We start from the raw sequence: 15606 nt of genomic DNA on the forward strand, positions 1-15606 counted from the left end.
AGATGGAACAGATCAGGGTTTTATTAATTGACGATGATGAAGACGATTATGTCCTAACTAAAGAAATATTTGACCAAATTTCAGATCGCTATGTTTTGGCCTGGGTTAACAATTACGAAAATGGAATTGCAGCCGTACTAAAAAAGGAGTTTGATGTTTATCTGGTGGATTACCGGCTCGGAAACGGAACGGGAATCGATCTGCTCAATGAAGCAATCAACTCTGGCTGCGAACAGCCAATTATTATGCTTACTGGTAATAACGATCTACTCATTGATGAGCAGGCCAAGAATATCGGAGCCGCAGATTACCTGGTCAAAGATGAAATAGATGCTTCTTTACTGGATCGCAGTATCCGCTATTCCATCAAGCAGACCAGCATCTTGAAAGCATTAAAGGATAGCGAGATTAAATATAGGACCATCTTTGAAAAGGCTAAAGATCCAATCCTGGTTTCTGATTATTCAGGCAGGATCCATGATATGAATGCCGGCGGGTTAAGTTTCTTTGGCTATGCGCATTCAGAAATTATTAACCTGACTGATGATGTGCTGTTTAAGAATACCATTGACGGAGAGAAATTCAGAAATCTTTTAGAGAAAAAAGGAGCATTGATCGATTTTGAATGTGAACTGCTTGCTAAAGACGGCACTGCTTTTTATTGCAGCCTGTCATCCGTAATCCAAATTGATATGATCCGGGTCTCTGAAGTATACCACACCATTATCCGGGATTTAAGTTACAGAAAGGATATTGAGGAGAAATCTGTAAAAATTGGGAAGATGTCAATCTCAGAACATATAGCCAGGGGACTGGCAGAAGAGGTGCGGGATCCGCTGACCACCATAAACTTTGCCTTAGATGAACTGGCCGCTGATGAAAATCTGCTGGCAAATGAAACGGTGCAGTCTTATATTGAGATCATTAAAAATAACTGCGACAAGCTGAACATGCTGATGCATGACTTTATTTCCAGCACAGAAACAAAAACGCTGAACCTGCAAAGACACAGCATTGTAGAAATCATTGAAGAGGCCGTGTCGGAAATGGACGATCTTATTTCCGGAGAAAATATCAGGCTAACGATGAAGCTCGAGGAAACGGAGCAAAAGGTATTGCTTGATAAGCCAAAAATAAAACACGCGATTACCAGCGTGATTAAAAATGCTGTCGAGGCAATGACTAGTTTTCCAAAGACCATCCTGATCAGGGGAACAGCAGACCGCGACAGGTATGAGATTGGGATTAAAGACAATGGCTGCGGGGTGAGTATAGAGAACCGCGATTATATTTTTGAACCTTTTTTTACAACAAAGAAACGGGCAAACGGGTTGGGTCTGACCCATGCACAGCGGGTATTAACCACGCATAAGGGGAACATTGAATATGAATCACTTCCTGAAGGCAGTTTATTTTTGCTGCACATCCCTTTGTATTATGAAGAAGAGCTTTGGCTTTAAATAAACGCATATGTCAATATTTACTTACAAACAGAGGAATTATATCAATCTGGGCATTATTATCGCCTTAGGATGTCTAATTGTATACTCTTTACAAGGAATTTTTGGTTCCATTTTAAGTACACTGGTCTTATATACCATTTTAAGGCCGGCATACAATTACATGGTTGATGTAAAGCTGATGAACAGAAGCTTCTCTGCGGTGCTGCTGCTCTTTGTTTCTTTCATCGTACTCATTCTTCCTTTTTACACGCTGAGCAGTATGGTCATTGATAAAATTGCGGAACTGCAGAACGATCCGGGCTATTTCAAAAATATGCTTTATAAACTAAAGCACCTGGTGCCTGCTGGAGGCAACAATCAGAAATTTATAGAAGACGGGCTTAACAAAGCAGGAACATGGGCAACCGGGTTATTTCCTTCTATTATATCCGGTGCATTTAACATCGTGCTGGGATTGCTCTTAATGTATTTCCTGCTTTATTTTATGCTGGTAGAAAAGGAAAAGTTCGAGTCTGCACTGGTAAAATATGCGCCTTTCAGGGAACAGAATGCGCAGCGCTTTGCAGAAGAAATGCGCAATATGACCTATGCCAATGTTTTGGGACAGGGATTTATAGCACTGGTTCAGGGATCTCTGGTCGGCCTGGCCTTTTATTTCCTGGGCTATTCAGATCCCGTATTCTGGGGGGTAATCACCACGTTCATCTCCTTTGTACCAATATTGGGGCCTCCAGTTGTTTTTGTTCCGGCTGCACTCATGCAAATTGCCAATGGCAATAACTTTGCGGGATGGGCCATGCTGATCTTTGGATTCGTTGTGGTGATCAATATCGATAATGTTCTTCGGTTTATGATTGCAAAAAGAGTTGGGAATATACATCCGGTCATTACTGTAATTGGCGTAGTTATTGGTATACCACTATTTGGAATATTAGGACTCGTATTCGGACCCTTATTAATATCTTATTTTGTATTATTGATCAAGATCTATGAAACGAGCGCCATGGCGACTGACAGATTAGAAAGAATTAAAACAATTTCCGAACAGGACGCGTTATAATATTACCAGTTAAGGCAGCGTAAAACTTAAGCACGTAAAATTAAACATTAACATAAATTAAAGTATCATGAATGATAATTCAAAAGTATTAGTTGGGCTTTTAGCCGGTTTAGCTGCAGGTGCAGCACTAGGTTTGTTATTTGCTCCTGAAAAAGGAAGTGAAACCAGAGATAAATTAAGCCAGTCATTAAAAGATCTTGGAGATTCTATTAAAGACAAAGCGGCAGATGAAATTAATAACCTTGCTGGTTTAAAAGATAAAGTAGTAAGTTCCGTAAAAAATAAACTCCGCCAAACTGAAGAAGAGTTTGCTGATGATGTTGAACACGCCTAAACGATAATAAAGCTTAAAATCAAAAATAATGCAGGAGAATAAAGAAAAGGGACTTGATGACCTATACGAAGATGCCAAGAGCTATTTAGATACGAAGGTTGAATACACGCGTCTTTACCTGGTTGAAAAAATATCTAAGATATTTGCCGATATGGTAACGAATGCAGCTGTGATCTTCTGCTTTGTACTGGCTTTCCTATTTGGTACGTTCACGCTTGCCCTATTTTTATCAGATGTTCTTGGAACATATACCAAGGGCTTTGGCTGTGTTGCTTTGATTTATATACTGTTAGCATTAATTGTATATTATACTAAGGATAAGTACATTGAGAAAGCTATAATTAACTTTACGATCAGAAATTACTTTAATAAATTGGCCGACAAGGATGAAGACGAAGAGCAGAAGATATAATATCAACAACCTGGATGAACTCCATAAAATGGTATGTAGTTTAAAAGATGAGGGCAATCTTAAAAAAGAAGCACTGATCAGCGATACCAAGGTTTACGTTAAACAGTTTAGCCTGGGTAATATCATTAAACGGTATGCTACGCCTTCTGCATTTCTTAAGGTTGATGAGAAGTTAAATATTAGCAGCAGTGTAATGTCTTTGGTACTGCCATTGGTTATGAACAGTACAATTTTCAGAGGTTCCGGGTTAATCACCAAAGCACTTGTAGGCCTTGCCTCAGGTAAGGTTGGAAAGTCTTTGGATGCAGAACACCTTTCTGGCATATTTAACTCAGTAAAATCATTGTTTACGGGTTCTAAGAAGAAAAAGCCGAAGGAAGGATATGCTGTAGATTATGGGATTCCGCCGGATAGCGAAACTTATTAAATAAAAAAGGGAGCTTAGCTCCCTTTTTTATTGCCGTTATACGGTTGTTTGTATTTTCAATTCTTTCAGTTGTTTTTCATCAATGGTTGATGGGCTATCAATCATCACATCTCTGCCTGAATTATTTTTAGGGAACGCAATAACGTCTCTAATACTGTCCAAACCAGCGAAAATTGAGCATAAACGATCAAAACCAAATGCAATTCCACCATGTGGGGGAGCGCCGAACTCAAAGGCATCCATCAAAAAGCCAAATTGCTTTTGGGCCTCTTCATTAGAAAACCCTAAATGCTTAAACATCAAGGCCTGTAATGTCCTGTCGTGAATCCGGATAGAACCACCGCCAATTTCAGTACCATTTACAACCATGTCATAGGCGTTTGCACGCACGGCTCCCGGATTGGTATCCAGCATAGCGATATCCTCTGGCTTTGGAGAAGTGAACGGATGGTGCATGGCATGATAACGGCCAGACTCTTCGTCCCATTCTAAGAGCGGGAAATCCAATACCCACAGTGCGCTAAACTTATTTTTATCACGTAAGCCCAAACGGTTTCCCATTTCCAGGCGGAGTTCACTTAATTGCTTGCGTACCCTGTCAGTTCCTCCTGCCATGATCAATACCAGGTCTCCAGGTACCGTATTCAATGCAGCAGACCATTTTTTTAACTCATCTTCATCATAAAACTTGTCTACCGACGATTTTAATGAACCGTCCTCATTATGTCTCAGGTAAATTAACCCTGTGGCACCAATCTGAGGGCGTTTAATGAAGTCTGTAAGCTCGTCAACTTGTTTACGGGTATAACCAGCGCATCCTTTGGCATTGATTCCAATAACCAGTTCTGCGTTGTCAAATACCGGAAAATCTTTTCCTTTAACCAGTGCTGTCAATTCAACAAAGGCCATGTCAAAACGGGTATCCGGTTTGTCAGATCCATAGAGGCGCATGGCATCGGCATACTGCATTCTTGGAACTTCCGGCAGGTCAAAGCCCCTGATGTCTTTGAACAAGGTGCGGATCAGTCCTTCAAAGGTATTTAAAATGTCTTCCTGTTCAATAAAAGACATTTCACAGTCTATTTGTGTAAATTCGGGCTGCCTGTCTGCACGCAGATCTTCATCTCTAAAGCATTTTACAATCTGGAAATACCGGTCAAATCCGGAAACCATCAGCAATTGCTTAAACGTTTGTGGAGATTGCGGCAATGCATAAAATTCACCAGCGTTCATGCGGCTTGGAACGACAAAGTCCCGCGCTCCTTCAGGAGTTGATTTGATCAAAACCGGGGTCTCTACTTCAATAAAGTCGAGCCCATCCAGATACCGGCGAACAGCCTGCGCCATTTTATGGCGAAGGATCATGTTATTGCGTACCGGGTTTCTGCGCAAGTCAAGATACCTGTATTTCATGCGCAGGTCATCACCGCCATCTGTTTCATCCTCAATTAAAAAAGGAGGAAGCTTTGCGGCGTTCATAACTTCAAGCGCTGTTATTTTAATTTCAACTGCTCCGGTTGGCATTTTAAGATTTTTGTTCGAGCGCTCTACAACAAGACCGCTTGCTTTAATTACAAATTCCCTTCCCAGGCTGCGGGCAGCCTCACACAGTTCGCGGTTATCGTCCATATTGAAAACCAATTGGGTAATTCCATATCGGTCACGAATGTCAATAAAAGTCATTCCTCCCAGATCCCTGGATTTCTGTACCCAACCGCACAAGATCACATTTTCCCCTAAGTTCTCAATAGTTAAAGCTCCGCAAGTAGTTGTTCTTAACATTATTAATCCTAATTAAGCCGCAAAAATATTCATTTTGAACCATATATTTCAACCGCAGGCGATTTTACTTGGTATATTGAAAAAATTTTCAGTAAAGATGCAACGTTTAAAAAAAAACGGCGTCACTTAACCTGAATAAGAGAAACATTGGAAACAGTATATATCGATAAACACGTTACCCTGGTTAATGCGTGTAAGCAAGGCGACCGAAAGGCGCAGTTTGAGATTTACAAACTGTATGCAAAAGCTATGTATGCGATAGCACTGCGGGTTGTAAACCATGAAGCAGAAGCAGAAGATGTTTTACAGGAAGCTTTTCTGGATGCCTTTAGCAGGATAGATACATTTAGGGAAGAAACTACATTTGGGTTATGGTTAAAGCAGATCGTGATCAATAAATCCATCAACCTGCTCAGAAAGCGTAAAGCAGAACTGGTAAGCATAGACGGCATTGATCTTGCTGATGAACTGGACAATGATGAAGAGGATCTGGAGTTTAAAGTAAATGAAATAAAAGAAGCGATGGAAAAGCTTCCGGATGGATACAGGGTAGTGCTCTCGCTGTATTTATTTGAGGGATATGATCATGAGGAAATTGCACACATCCTTAAAATATCAGAAAACACATCCCGTTCACAATATATGAGGGCCAAGGTTAAGCTAAACAGCTTATTAAAAGAGAGGAGTTTAAAATGAGTAAGAAATTAGAAGAGTACATAAGAGCGCATAAAAAAGATTTTGATACCGGAGGATTTTCATCGGATAAGCTGTGGACGAGGATTGAACAGCAATTAGACCAGGAAAAAATAAAAAAGCCCTCAAGGGTGCCGTATTGGTTAGGTATAGCTGCATCCCTTATCGTTATGATGGCGATTACTTTTATATATACCTATCGTAGTCCGGAAGCGGAGAATACCATTGCCGATGTAAATCCAGGCTTTGCAAGAAAAGAAATGAGATTTGCCAGTCTCATTGAAGAGAAAAAAGATAGCCTGGAAGTTTATGCCAAAGATAATCCAGACCTGTATAAACAGTTTAGCTCAGACCTTGGAAAACTGGGTGAAGATTATGAACGCCTAAAAAAGGAATTGCAGAATAGTCCAAATCAAAGACTTGTTGTTAAAGCGATGAGTAAGAACCTGGAACTGCAGCTACAGGTAATTAATCAACAATTGTCAATCATTTACGAAGTGAGTCAATCGAATAAGGAGAACAAAATATGAAAAAGTTAACAGTTGGAATGGCGGGGTTGGTTTTCATAGTAAACCTTGCTTATGCACAAACACCAGGCCCGGTCCAGGAACCGCGTGAAACCAGGGTTCGTGTAGAAAATAGAGTATCAGTAGTGGTTAACGATACCGATGTTCGTGTAAAAAGCACAATACAGGATGATGGCCCAATGCGGAACAAGTCTGTTAGCAAATCTTTTTCTGCAGGTAATTCGGATAAATTGGTGTTGAGCAATTCTTTTGGTTCTATACAGATCAAAGTATGGGATAAAAGAGAAATTAAAGTCGATATCGACATCAAAGCCTATGCAAACAGTGATTCAGAGGCACAGGAGCTTATAGATGCAGTAAGTATAGAATCAGGCAAAACCGGAGATGAAATTGCATTTAGAACCAAACTGGACCGCGAAAATAAAAACTGGGGCAATGGAACCAGGAATGGTAAGAAATGGAGAAGAGAGGTGAAGATCAATTATGTGGTCTACATGCCGGCATCCAACTCATTAACCTTATCTCAGATCTATGGAAGCGGAGTAACTATCGGAGATTTCTCGGGCCCGCTTTATGCAAAAGTGCAGTTTGCGGATTTTACCGCACAAAACTTAAAAAATTCAAACAACTACATCTCTGTTCAATACGGAAAAACAAATATCCAAAGCGTAAATGTAGCCAAAATTAGACAGCAATATGGCTCCGGATTAGTTATTGGAACAGTAAATACCCTCGATCTTGATGCCCAGTACAGTTCTGTAAATGTAACTACCGTTAATGGAAACGCATTGATTAAGCAGCAATATGGCGGCGGCTTAGCCCTTGGTTCGGTAGATAACCTGGATCTTAATATTCAATACGCCAGCGCTAAAATTAATACCATCAAAGGAAACGCAAAGGTTGATCAGCAATATAACAGTATAACCATTGGGTCAGTAGGTAAACTGGACCTGAGTACTCAATATACAACAGTGAATGTAGGCGTGCTTAGAGGAGATGGTAAATTTAATATGGAATACAATAAGCTGATCATTGGAGAAATTACAAAAGGCTGTAAGGTTTTAAATATAGATGGTGAATATGTAGGTATTTCAACTGGCTTTAGCGAAGGCTACGATGCAGATTTCGATGTTCAAACCAATTATGCGTCATTTAAATATGGAAGTGGTGTTGCAGCCAGACAGATCAATAATGACGATAAAGAATATTCCTCTAAAAAGTATTATATCGGGAAAATAGGTAGTGGAAGTTCGGCAACAGTTAAAATAAAATCTGAATATGGTTCAGTAACCTTTAAGTAAAAGGTTTTTTTTATCTTAGCCCCCACAAGCACTTATTCTATGGAATTTTTAAGCAGCCCGGAGGCCTGGATATCTCTTTTAACGCTAACCCTTTTAGAAATTGTTCTGGGGATTGACAACATTATCTTCATCTCTATATTATCGGGCAAACTGCCTAAAGAACAACAGAAAAAAGGCAGACAGGTAGGATTAGGCCTTGCTATGATCACCAGGATTCTGCTACTGCTTTCCCTTACCTGGGTAATGACCTTAACGGCACCATTATTTAGCATTGGCGGCATATTCAACATAACAGATGTTGAATGGCTGCATAAATTGGAAATATCCGGAAGAGACCTGATCCTGATCGTAGGGGGTCTGTTCTTAATCTATAAAAGTACCCACGAAATCCATGATAAACTGGAAAGTGAAGAAGAAAAAGAGGTTGCAGGAAAAGTATATTCATTTAGCGGCGTTATTGTTCAGATTCTGTTACTCGATATCGTTTTCTCACTGGATTCTGTAATTACCGCAGTAGGTATGGCAGAACATGTAGAGATCATGATTGCCGCAGTTGTAATTGCCGTGATCATCATGATGATCTCCGCCTCTGCCATCAGTAATTTCGTAAATAACCACCCAACCGTAAAAATGCTCGCCTTGTCTTTCTTGTTGTTAATTGGTGTTTCCCTATTGGCAGAAGGCTTTGAACAGCACATTCCTAAAGGCTACATCTATTTCGCTATGGCATTCTCTATTCTGGTAGAGATGTTGAATTTAAAAATGAAAAAGAATTCAAAGAAACCATTGGCACTTAGAAACACCCCTCAGGAAGAGCAAGAGCAAACTAAATAATTCCCTTAATGATTTCTTTTTTTGAAGCCTCCCTGGCAGAACTTTCCATCCACAGGATTGGAAATAAGTCTCAGGATGAATTTTATGTGTTGTCTGAACAGTCTGTAGTGATCAAAGACAACATGCTAAGCAACCTGTTGCAACAATACTTTTTAAGTTCATTTGAAAAAGTAAACGAAGTATACCGTTTCTTTCATCCAAATGCAGACCTGAACTTAAATGAAGTATACCACTTTGCTGCCGCAATATTTGAAAATGGTGAGACCTTTCACGAGAACAGTAAAGAACTGGCTAAATACTTATATGATGTTTCCGGACACCCAAAAATTAAGTCAGGAGAGCTTTATCTCGCTTATTTTGAGAATGTGCAGATTGAAGGAGAGCTTCATGATGCTATAGGGATCTTTAAGTCAGAAACTAAAGAGACGTATTTGAAGGTTTACCCTGAAAATGAAGGCTTTGGACTCAGCTATGAAGAAGAAGCCATCAACATTAATAAACTGGATAAAGGATGTTTGATCTTTAATACCGATAAAGATCAGGGCTTTCGGGTTGCAGTAATAGACCAGACAAATAGAAGTGCCGAAGCGGTATATTGGAAAGATGAATTTTTGAAGCTGAAGATCAGGAACGATAACTTTAATCAAACCAATAACGTACTTGGCGTTTATAAGAACTTTGTAACCGAGAAGCTGGATCAGGATTTCGACATCTCCAAAGCAGATAAGATAGACTTGTTAAACAAGTCTATGAAGTACTTTAAAGAGAAAGAAAGCTTCGATCTTGACGAGTTTTCAAACGAAGTTATCGGCAATGCCGAAGGGATCGAATCTTTTAAGAACTACAAGAAAAGCTATGAAGAAGAGTTTGATGCCCCCATTCCGGATAGCTTTGACATTTCTGGTGCAGCAGTAAAAAAGCAGGCCCGGGTTTACAAAAGCGTATTAAAGCTGGACAAGAATTTCCACATCTATATTCATGGTGATAAGGAGCTGATTGAAAAAGGCTTTGATGATGATAAATCGATGAACTACTATAAGGTTTACTTCAGAGAAGAGGAGTAACGCCTAAAGGATATATTCATCATTAATTGGTTTCACCGGCTCGGGAACATTGGTTTCTCCAAGCATTTCAAGCAGGTTGATCTCAATGGTCCGCGTAATCTGGTTCAATGGCAGGGCGGCTGAGTTGTTTTCAAACGGATTGATCAGGCTCATCCCATTGATCTGGGTAGATACAAAGACAAAGCCAACCAGCCAGCCGATAAATATAGACCAGTAACTTAAATAAGCACTGATCACCAGCGTAATGGATATCACAAACAGCCAGACAAATACTTTGGTGAAATAGGAGTAAGTAGTTGGAAATACCGTGTTTTTAATGCGCTCGCAGCCACCCATATGGTGGGAGAAGTTGGTAAGCAGTTCATTCATCTGCATAAACCTGAACCCGTCAATGTATCCGCTTTTTGAAAGCAATTGTAAGTCATCAGCTTGAAGCGAGAGGATGGCATTGTGTAGGTTTCTGTGTTTTTTGATGGTTTCTACTTCTTGGATACTTAAATATTTGATGTAAAAATTGTCATCGTAATTACGGAGTGCGCCTTTCAAAGTATAGAGGAAGGCGATGTGCCTGCATACCATTCTTTTTACGGTTTCCTGTGCATCGCCGGTATGATCCACATAAGAGATCAGGTTTCTGGCCCATGAACGGGAATCATTGACCAGTGCGCCCCAGATCTTCCTGGCCTCCCACCACCTGTCATAAGCCTGGTTGTTGTTAAATCCAATAAAGAATGCAATAGCCGTTCCCAGAACACTAGGGATGATGGTTGGGATATTGATATGATGAGCAATCAGAAATTCACGGGCAAAAAAGGTAACGGTGCAGGAGAAGATCATGATCAGATCTACCTTCCAGGTGTTGATCAGTATTCTGCTGAGCCTGATGTTTTGTGTAATTAGCATTTTAGGTCTTTTAAAAGATTAATCTACAAACAAAAGCCGGTAATGTTTGAGGATTTGCGGTATTTATAATATTTATGGCTAAGGATACTGATAATTGGGAATAAATTGTAGCTTTATTAAAGCCAAATATGAATCCGGTATGCGTATTGAATCCCAAAAGAATAGTATTTTTAAAGTAATTGGAGCGTCCTCTTTAGGAACACTCATTGAATGGTATGATTTTTATATTTTCGGAAGCTTAGCCACCATTATTGGTGCACAGTTGTTCCCGGCAGATGCGGGTGCTTCTGCGCTGATCAATACACTCGCTATATTTGCAGCCGGCTTTATCGTCAGGCCTTTTGGCGCACTGGTATTCGGCCGTTTGGGAGATCTTATCGGAAGGAAATATACCTTCCTGCTTACGCTGGTATTGATGGGTGGCTCTACCTTTCTGATCGGACTAATTCCTTCTTATTCCAGCATTGGCTATGCCGCACCCATCCTGGTCTTAATTTTACGCTTAATACAAGGACTGGCATTGGGTGGCGAATATGGAGGGGCAGCAACCTATGTTGCAGAACATGCACCTGCCAACCGGAGAGGTTTTTTTACCAGCTGGATCCAAACTACGGCAACCGGAGGCCTTTTTCTTTCTTTAGGGATCATTGTGCTGACGAAGAACCTGATCGGAGCGGAAGATTTTGCCGCATGGGGATGGCGAATTCCCTTCCTGTTGTCTATACTGCTGGTTGGCGTCTCTATTTATATCCGCATGAAAATGCATGAGTCGCCAATGTTTACCAAATTAAAATCAGAAGGAAAGGTATCTAAAAACCCATTGAAAGAAAGTTTTAGTAATAAAACGAATTTTAAGATGGTGTTACTGGCTTTATTTGGGGCCACGATGGGTCAGGGGGTAATCTGGTATACCGGGCAGTTCTACGCCCAGTCATTTTTGGAGAATACCTGTAAAGTTGATTTTAATGATTCCAGGTACATCCTCTTGTGGGGAATCGCATTTGCAACACCCTTCTTTGTTATCTTTGGGGCCTGGAGCGATAAGGTAGGCCGTAAATGGATCATGCTTACCGGAATGCTTTTGGGTATTGTCTTTTATCGTCCAATTTATCAGGTTTTTTTAGATGATACAGACGTTTCCAGGGTCAGCCAGCAGGATATTAAAGAAAGCACGGTGCCGGTAGTGACCAGAACAGCTGTGCCTAAATCTTTGGATAGTCTAATCACCAGAACATCCGCCGTAACACTGCTAAATGGCGCATCCTATACCAGGGTAGAAACCTATACCCGCTTTGCTGAACGGGAAAAAACAGATCAAAGACATCCCGATACATTTAAGGATAAAAAACTATCTGCGCCAGTGTTCTGGAAGTTTGTAGGGCTGATCTTTTTTCAGATCCTGCTGGTTACAATGGTGTATGGGCCAATTGCAGCATTCCTGGTTGAGCTCTTTCCAACAAAGATCAGATACACATCCATGTCCCTGCCTTATCATGTGGGTAACGGAGTGTTTGGAGGCCTGGTCCCTTTCATTGCAACATTAATTGCAAGCTTCTCAGGCGCTACACCATTGTCTGGCTTATGGTACCCGATAGGGATTGCTGCATTAAGCCTGGTTATCGGAACAATCTATTTATCCAATAAAAAACCTGATCATGGAGAAAGTGATCATTAACATAAAAAAGAAATGATGAATGCATTAAAAAAAGCAATGGGGTTATTTTGGATCGTACTTGGTCCGGCATGTATACTGTTCCTGTTTATGCAGGCATTTGAAAAAGTAGGCCTTGCCGAAGCGGGCGTAGCAAAAACGAATACGGCCCTGCAATGGGGTATTATCCTGTTTATTTTTATACCGATCGCTGCGGGACTGGTTATATTCGGATATTATGCGTTTAAAGGGGAGTACGATAAGCTCCCCGAAGACTAGCTACAACACCCGGATCAGCAACCCTTTAAGATACTCACCTTCCGGAAAAGAGATCCGTACCGGGTGGTCTTCCGGCTGGTTAAATTGCTTGATGATCTGCACTTCTTTACCCGCATCTAACGCCGCCCAGGCGATGATCTGTTTAAAGGTTTCCATATCTACCGCCCCGGAGCAGGAGAATGTAGCCATTATACCGCCGCTTTCCAGTAAAAGCATGCCAAGCCTGTTCAAATCCTTATAAGCTCTTGCAGCCCTGTCTAAGGCTGAACGGGAGGGTGCATACTTAGGGGGGTCTAATACAATCACATCAAACTTGCGGTTTTCATCTTTGAAGATGCGCAATTGCTTGTTTACGTCAGACTGGATGCTGGTTTGAAGATCAGCACTAAACCCATTCAACCCAAGGTTGTGCTGTAAAGTTTCAATGGCCAGGGCAGAGCTGTCTACACTGGTCACCTGTGATGCACCTTGCTTTAAGCTGTTCAGGGTAAAGCCTCCGCTATAGCAAAAGCAATCCAGCACCGATTTGCCTTTGGTGTATTCGGCTAAGATCATTCTGTTGTCCCTTTGATCGCAATAGAATCCGGATTTCTGTCCATCGGCGATGTTAATGTGATAAACAATGCCATTCTCCTTAACCTCAATAAATTCAGGAGGGGTTTCTCCCCATAACAATCCCTGCTCTGCTTCAAGGTTCTCATGCTTACGCGCAGAAGCATCACTCTTGTCAAATATTCCTTTCGGATCCAGTTCTTGTTTTAAAATGTCAATAAGATCGTTTTTTACAAGTTCCATTCCTGCACTTAAAATTTGCAGGGAAAGAAAATCTGCATATTTATCTACAATCAGTCCGGGTAAAAAATCAGACTCACTAAAAACCAAACGACAGGTATTGGTCTGCTCGTTTAACACATGCGAACGCGATGCAATGGCGCTTTTAAGTTTTTGGTGATACCAGGCGGCATTGATTAACTGGTCTTTTTCCCATTCTAACAGGCGTACTGCAACGCGCGACTGATCGTTATAATAGCCATAAGCCAGAAAAGATTTATCGGCCGCAAGCACTTGTACCACCTCACCATTTTCCGGTTTCCCCTTAACGTTTTCAATGGCCCCTGAAAAAATCCATGGATGCCTTTGCAGTGCAGCTTTCTCTTTACCTTTTTTAAGTATTACATCGATCATGGGGCAAAGATAAAGAAAATGTAACTTTAGCGTTTACGAATATAAAATGGAAGAAATTAATTGGGATGATTTCGAAAAGGTAGCGCTGCATGCCGGAACAATTCTGGAGGTGCTGGACTTCCCTGAAGCGAGACGACCGGCTTATAAAGTTAAGGCAGACTTTGGTGAATTCGGTATTAAAATGAGTTCTGCCCAAATTACGGCACAGTATACGAAGGAAGAATTAATCGGGCAGCAGATTGTAGGGGTAATCAATTTTCCAAAGAAGCAGATCGGTAAGTTTATGTCTGAATTTCTGGTAACGGGCTTTGCAGATGAAAATGGAGACATTATACTCACCACGCTGAAAGGTAAAGTTCCAAATGGAAGCAAAATGGTATAAATTTATAATCTTACCTTTGGTGCATGACCTTTTATAATTTTTCAGAACAAGAAAACCCAAATGCCGAAGACGAGCATTACATGCGTTTGGCATTGCAGGAGGCACAAAAAGCATACGATTTAGAAGAGATCCCGATCGGGGCCATAATTGTCAGCAACGGACGGATTGTTGGGCGCGGGCACAATTTAACCGAACAGCTGAATGATGTAACTGCTCATGCAGAGATGCAGGCCTTTACTGCAGCCTCGCAAACACTTGGCGGCAAATACTTAAAAGAATGTACCTTATACGTAACCATAGAGCCCTGTGTAATGTGTGCCGGCGCGAGTTACTGGACACAGATTGGCAGATTGGTTTATGGTGCTCCGGAACCTAAAAGAGGGTTTACCACAAAAGATGCAGCCCTGCTTCACCCCAAAACGATTTTAAAGGGGAATGTATTATCCGCAGACTGCGGAAACCTGATGCGCAGGTTCTTTGAAAATAAAAGAGGTTAAACTTGACAAACAATTGAACAAAACTTAACCCGCGTTTGTTATATTTGCTCAGCTTACGCTCCTCAAATTAAATTTTATAAACATAAATTATAAACAATATGGCTTTTGAATTACCTGCGTTACCTTACGCAACAGACGCACTAGAACCGCATATCGATAAACTGACCATGGAAATTCACCATGGCAAACATCACCAGGCTTACGTAACCAATTTAAATAAAGCTTTAGAAGGCAAACCAGAAGCTGGTCAGAGTATTGAAGAGATCGTTAAGAACATCTCAAAATTCCCGCCTGCAGTTCGTAACAACGGTGGTGGTCATTTTAACCACTCCTTGTTCTGGGAAGTTATAGCCCCAAATAAAGGCGGAGAGCCTAAAGGTGATCTTTTAGCTGCAATTAATGCTGCTTTTGGATCATTTGCTGATTTCAAAACTAAATTTGCTGAAGCTGGTGCAACCCGTTTCGGTTCTGGATGGGCTTGGTTAAGCGTTGGTGCTGATAAAAAATTAGTCGTTTCTTCCACTCCAAATCAAGATAATCCATTGATGGATATCGCTGAAGTAAAAGGAACACCAATCTTAGGAATGGACGTTTGGGAACATGCTTACTATTTGAAATATCAAAACAAACGCCCGGATTATATTGCTGCATTCTGGAATGTAGTAAACTGGGATGCTGTAGCTGAACGTTTCAAAAAAGCATAACTATTTTAATATACATACAAAAGAAGCCTGTGAATGCATTATTCACAGGCTTCTTTTGTATAAAATAATTCTGACATATAAAACCTTCAGACCAGTGGCAGCTTCTTC

Annotated in this window: 18 protein-coding genes; 15 read left to right on the forward strand and 3 right to left on the reverse strand. The window is 40.8% G+C overall.

Annotated features, from left to right (window positions below):
• The first annotated feature begins 2 nt into the window (after positions 1 to 2).
• The 5 genes from ATK78_RS08725 (at position 3) to ATK78_RS08745 (ending at position 3696) form a co-directional block, all read left to right on the forward strand.
• Positions 3 to 1460: an ATP-binding response regulator gene (locus ATK78_RS08725; RefSeq protein ID WP_133575705.1), complete on the forward strand. Its 1458-nt coding sequence runs from the start codon at positions 3 to 5 to the stop codon at positions 1458 to 1460.
• A gap of 10 nt (positions 1461 to 1470) precedes the next feature.
• Positions 1471 to 2523, forward strand: a complete 1053-nt coding sequence (locus ATK78_RS08730; RefSeq protein WP_133575706.1) for an AI-2E family transporter — start codon at positions 1471 to 1473, stop codon at positions 2521 to 2523.
• A gap of 67 nt (positions 2524 to 2590) precedes the next feature.
• Positions 2591 to 2857 (forward strand): YtxH domain-containing protein, encoded by a 267-nt coding sequence (locus ATK78_RS08735; RefSeq protein WP_133575707.1) that lies wholly within the window; start codon positions 2591 to 2593, stop codon positions 2855 to 2857.
• Between the two features lie 28 nt (positions 2858 to 2885).
• Positions 2886 to 3269 carry a phage holin family protein gene (locus ATK78_RS08740; RefSeq protein ID WP_133575708.1) on the forward strand — a complete coding sequence of 128 codons (384 nt, stop codon included), beginning with the start codon at positions 2886 to 2888 and terminating at the stop codon, positions 3267 to 3269.
• Complete coding sequence (locus tag ATK78_RS08745) at positions 3244 to 3696, forward strand: basic helix-loop-helix domain-containing protein (RefSeq protein ID WP_133575709.1); 453 nt, start codon at positions 3244 to 3246, stop codon at positions 3694 to 3696. Before ATK78_RS08740 ends, ATK78_RS08745 begins: the two co-directional genes overlap by 26 nt.
• 36 nt (positions 3697 to 3732) lie before the next feature.
• On the opposite strand, the gene aspS is transcribed toward ATK78_RS08745, so the two are convergent.
• Positions 3733 to 5478, reverse strand: a complete 1746-nt coding sequence (aspS, locus tag ATK78_RS08750; RefSeq protein WP_133575710.1) for an aspartate--tRNA ligase — start codon at positions 5476 to 5478, stop codon at positions 3733 to 3735.
• Between the two features lie 147 nt (positions 5479 to 5625).
• Here aspS and ATK78_RS08755 point away from each other — a divergent pair, with 147 nt between their 5' ends.
• From ATK78_RS08755 to ATK78_RS08775, 5 genes are read left to right on the forward strand one after another with little or no spacing between them, the layout of a single operon-like run.
• The gene (locus tag ATK78_RS08755) at positions 5626 to 6174 is read left to right on the forward strand and encodes an RNA polymerase sigma factor (RefSeq protein WP_133575711.1); all 549 of its coding nucleotides are present in this window, start codon (positions 5626 to 5628) and stop codon (positions 6172 to 6174) included.
• Entirely contained in the window at positions 6171 to 6701 is a 531-nt protein-coding gene (locus ATK78_RS08760; RefSeq protein WP_133575712.1) for a hypothetical protein, read from the forward strand. The genes ATK78_RS08755 and ATK78_RS08760 overlap by 4 nt, the downstream gene beginning before the upstream one ends.
• A complete protein-coding gene (locus ATK78_RS08765; RefSeq protein WP_133575713.1) occupies positions 6698 to 7999 on the forward strand; it encodes a hypothetical protein in 1302 nt (433 codons plus the stop codon). Before ATK78_RS08760 ends, ATK78_RS08765 begins: the two co-directional genes overlap by 4 nt.
• A gap of 39 nt (positions 8000 to 8038) precedes the next feature.
• Positions 8039 to 8833, forward strand: coding sequence for a TerC family protein (locus tag ATK78_RS08770; protein WP_133575714.1), 795 nt, complete (start codon positions 8039 to 8041; stop codon positions 8831 to 8833).
• An 8-nt stretch (positions 8834 to 8841) separates the two neighbouring features.
• Positions 8842 to 9897 (forward strand): nucleoid-associated protein, encoded by a 1056-nt coding sequence (locus tag ATK78_RS08775; RefSeq protein ID WP_133575715.1) that lies wholly within the window; start codon positions 8842 to 8844, stop codon positions 9895 to 9897.
• A gap of 3 nt (positions 9898 to 9900) precedes the next feature.
• Here the strand turns inward: ATK78_RS08775 and ATK78_RS08780 are convergent, their stop codons facing one another.
• Positions 9901 to 10800, reverse strand: a complete 900-nt coding sequence (locus ATK78_RS08780) for a bestrophin family protein (RefSeq protein ID WP_133575716.1) — start codon at positions 10798 to 10800, stop codon at positions 9901 to 9903.
• Between the two features lie 139 nt (positions 10801 to 10939).
• On the opposite strand from ATK78_RS08780, the gene ATK78_RS08785 reads away from it, so the two are divergent.
• Entirely contained in the window at positions 10940 to 12475 is a 1536-nt protein-coding gene (locus ATK78_RS08785; protein ID WP_133575717.1) for an MFS transporter, read from the forward strand.
• A 12-nt stretch (positions 12476 to 12487) separates the two neighbouring features.
• Complete coding sequence (locus ATK78_RS08790) at positions 12488 to 12730, forward strand: DUF6814 family protein (protein WP_243732485.1); 243 nt, start codon at positions 12488 to 12490, stop codon at positions 12728 to 12730.
• Here ATK78_RS08790 and ATK78_RS08795 read toward each other — a convergent pair whose 3' ends face one another.
• Positions 12731 to 13915 carry a class I SAM-dependent rRNA methyltransferase gene (locus ATK78_RS08795; protein ID WP_133575718.1) on the reverse strand — a complete coding sequence of 395 codons (1185 nt, stop codon included), beginning with the start codon at positions 13913 to 13915 and terminating at the stop codon, positions 12731 to 12733.
• A 46-nt stretch (positions 13916 to 13961) separates the two neighbouring features.
• Between ATK78_RS08795 and ATK78_RS08800 the strand changes: the two genes are divergently transcribed.
• From ATK78_RS08800 to ATK78_RS08810, 3 genes are all read left to right on the forward strand, one after another.
• Positions 13962 to 14297 carry a tRNA-binding protein gene (locus ATK78_RS08800; RefSeq protein WP_133575719.1) on the forward strand — a complete coding sequence of 112 codons (336 nt, stop codon included), beginning with the start codon at positions 13962 to 13964 and terminating at the stop codon, positions 14295 to 14297.
• A gap of 23 nt (positions 14298 to 14320) precedes the next feature.
• Positions 14321 to 14794 carry a nucleoside deaminase gene (locus ATK78_RS08805; protein ID WP_133575720.1) on the forward strand — a complete coding sequence of 158 codons (474 nt, stop codon included), beginning with the start codon at positions 14321 to 14323 and terminating at the stop codon, positions 14792 to 14794.
• A 98-nt stretch (positions 14795 to 14892) separates the two neighbouring features.
• The gene (locus tag ATK78_RS08810) at positions 14893 to 15498 is read left to right on the forward strand and encodes a superoxide dismutase (RefSeq protein ID WP_133575721.1); all 606 of its coding nucleotides are present in this window, start codon (positions 14893 to 14895) and stop codon (positions 15496 to 15498) included.
• Positions 15499 to 15606: the final 108 nt, after the last annotated feature.

It is taken from the genome of Pedobacter metabolipauper (genome assembly GCF_004362715.1).
In the GTDB taxonomy this organism is placed as follows: Bacteria; Bacteroidota; Bacteroidia; order Sphingobacteriales; family Sphingobacteriaceae; genus Pedobacter; species Pedobacter metabolipauper.

What these genes read in the sequence shown, in the direction of transcription:
- ATK78_RS08725 (WP_133575705.1), top strand. Translation starts at nt 3, where the DNA reads ATGGAACAGATCAGGGTTTTATTAATTGACGATGATGAAGACGATTAT.
- ATK78_RS08730 (WP_133575706.1), top strand. Translation starts at nt 1,471, where the DNA reads ATGTCAATATTTACTTACAAACAGAGGAATTATATCAATCTGGGCATT.
- ATK78_RS08735 (WP_133575707.1), top strand. Translation starts at nt 2,591, where the DNA reads ATGAATGATAATTCAAAAGTATTAGTTGGGCTTTTAGCCGGTTTAGCT.
- ATK78_RS08740 (WP_133575708.1), top strand. Translation starts at nt 2,886, where the DNA reads ATGCAGGAGAATAAAGAAAAGGGACTTGATGACCTATACGAAGATGCC.
- ATK78_RS08745 (WP_133575709.1), top strand. Translation starts at nt 3,244, where the DNA reads ATGAAGACGAAGAGCAGAAGATATAATATCAACAACCTGGATGAACTC.
- aspS (WP_133575710.1), bottom strand. Translation starts at nt 5,478, where the DNA reads ATGTTAAGAACAACTACTTGCGGAGCTTTAACTATTGAGAACTTAGGG.
- ATK78_RS08760 (WP_133575712.1), top strand. Translation starts at nt 6,171, where the DNA reads ATGAGTAAGAAATTAGAAGAGTACATAAGAGCGCATAAAAAAGATTTT.
- ATK78_RS08765 (WP_133575713.1), top strand. Translation starts at nt 6,698, where the DNA reads ATGAAAAAGTTAACAGTTGGAATGGCGGGGTTGGTTTTCATAGTAAAC.
- ATK78_RS08770 (WP_133575714.1), top strand. Translation starts at nt 8,039, where the DNA reads ATGGAATTTTTAAGCAGCCCGGAGGCCTGGATATCTCTTTTAACGCTA.
- ATK78_RS08775 (WP_133575715.1), top strand. Translation starts at nt 8,842, where the DNA reads ATGATTTCTTTTTTTGAAGCCTCCCTGGCAGAACTTTCCATCCACAGG.
- ATK78_RS08780 (WP_133575716.1), bottom strand. Translation starts at nt 10,800, where the DNA reads ATGCTAATTACACAAAACATCAGGCTCAGCAGAATACTGATCAACACC.
- ATK78_RS08785 (WP_133575717.1), top strand. Translation starts at nt 10,940, where the DNA reads ATGCGTATTGAATCCCAAAAGAATAGTATTTTTAAAGTAATTGGAGCG.
- ATK78_RS08790 (WP_243732485.1), top strand. Translation starts at nt 12,488, where the DNA reads ATGATGAATGCATTAAAAAAAGCAATGGGGTTATTTTGGATCGTACTT.
- ATK78_RS08795 (WP_133575718.1), bottom strand. Translation starts at nt 13,915, where the DNA reads ATGATCGATGTAATACTTAAAAAAGGTAAAGAGAAAGCTGCACTGCAA.
- ATK78_RS08800 (WP_133575719.1), top strand. Translation starts at nt 13,962, where the DNA reads ATGGAAGAAATTAATTGGGATGATTTCGAAAAGGTAGCGCTGCATGCC.
- ATK78_RS08805 (WP_133575720.1), top strand. Translation starts at nt 14,321, where the DNA reads ATGACCTTTTATAATTTTTCAGAACAAGAAAACCCAAATGCCGAAGAC.
- ATK78_RS08810 (WP_133575721.1), top strand. Translation starts at nt 14,893, where the DNA reads ATGGCTTTTGAATTACCTGCGTTACCTTACGCAACAGACGCACTAGAA.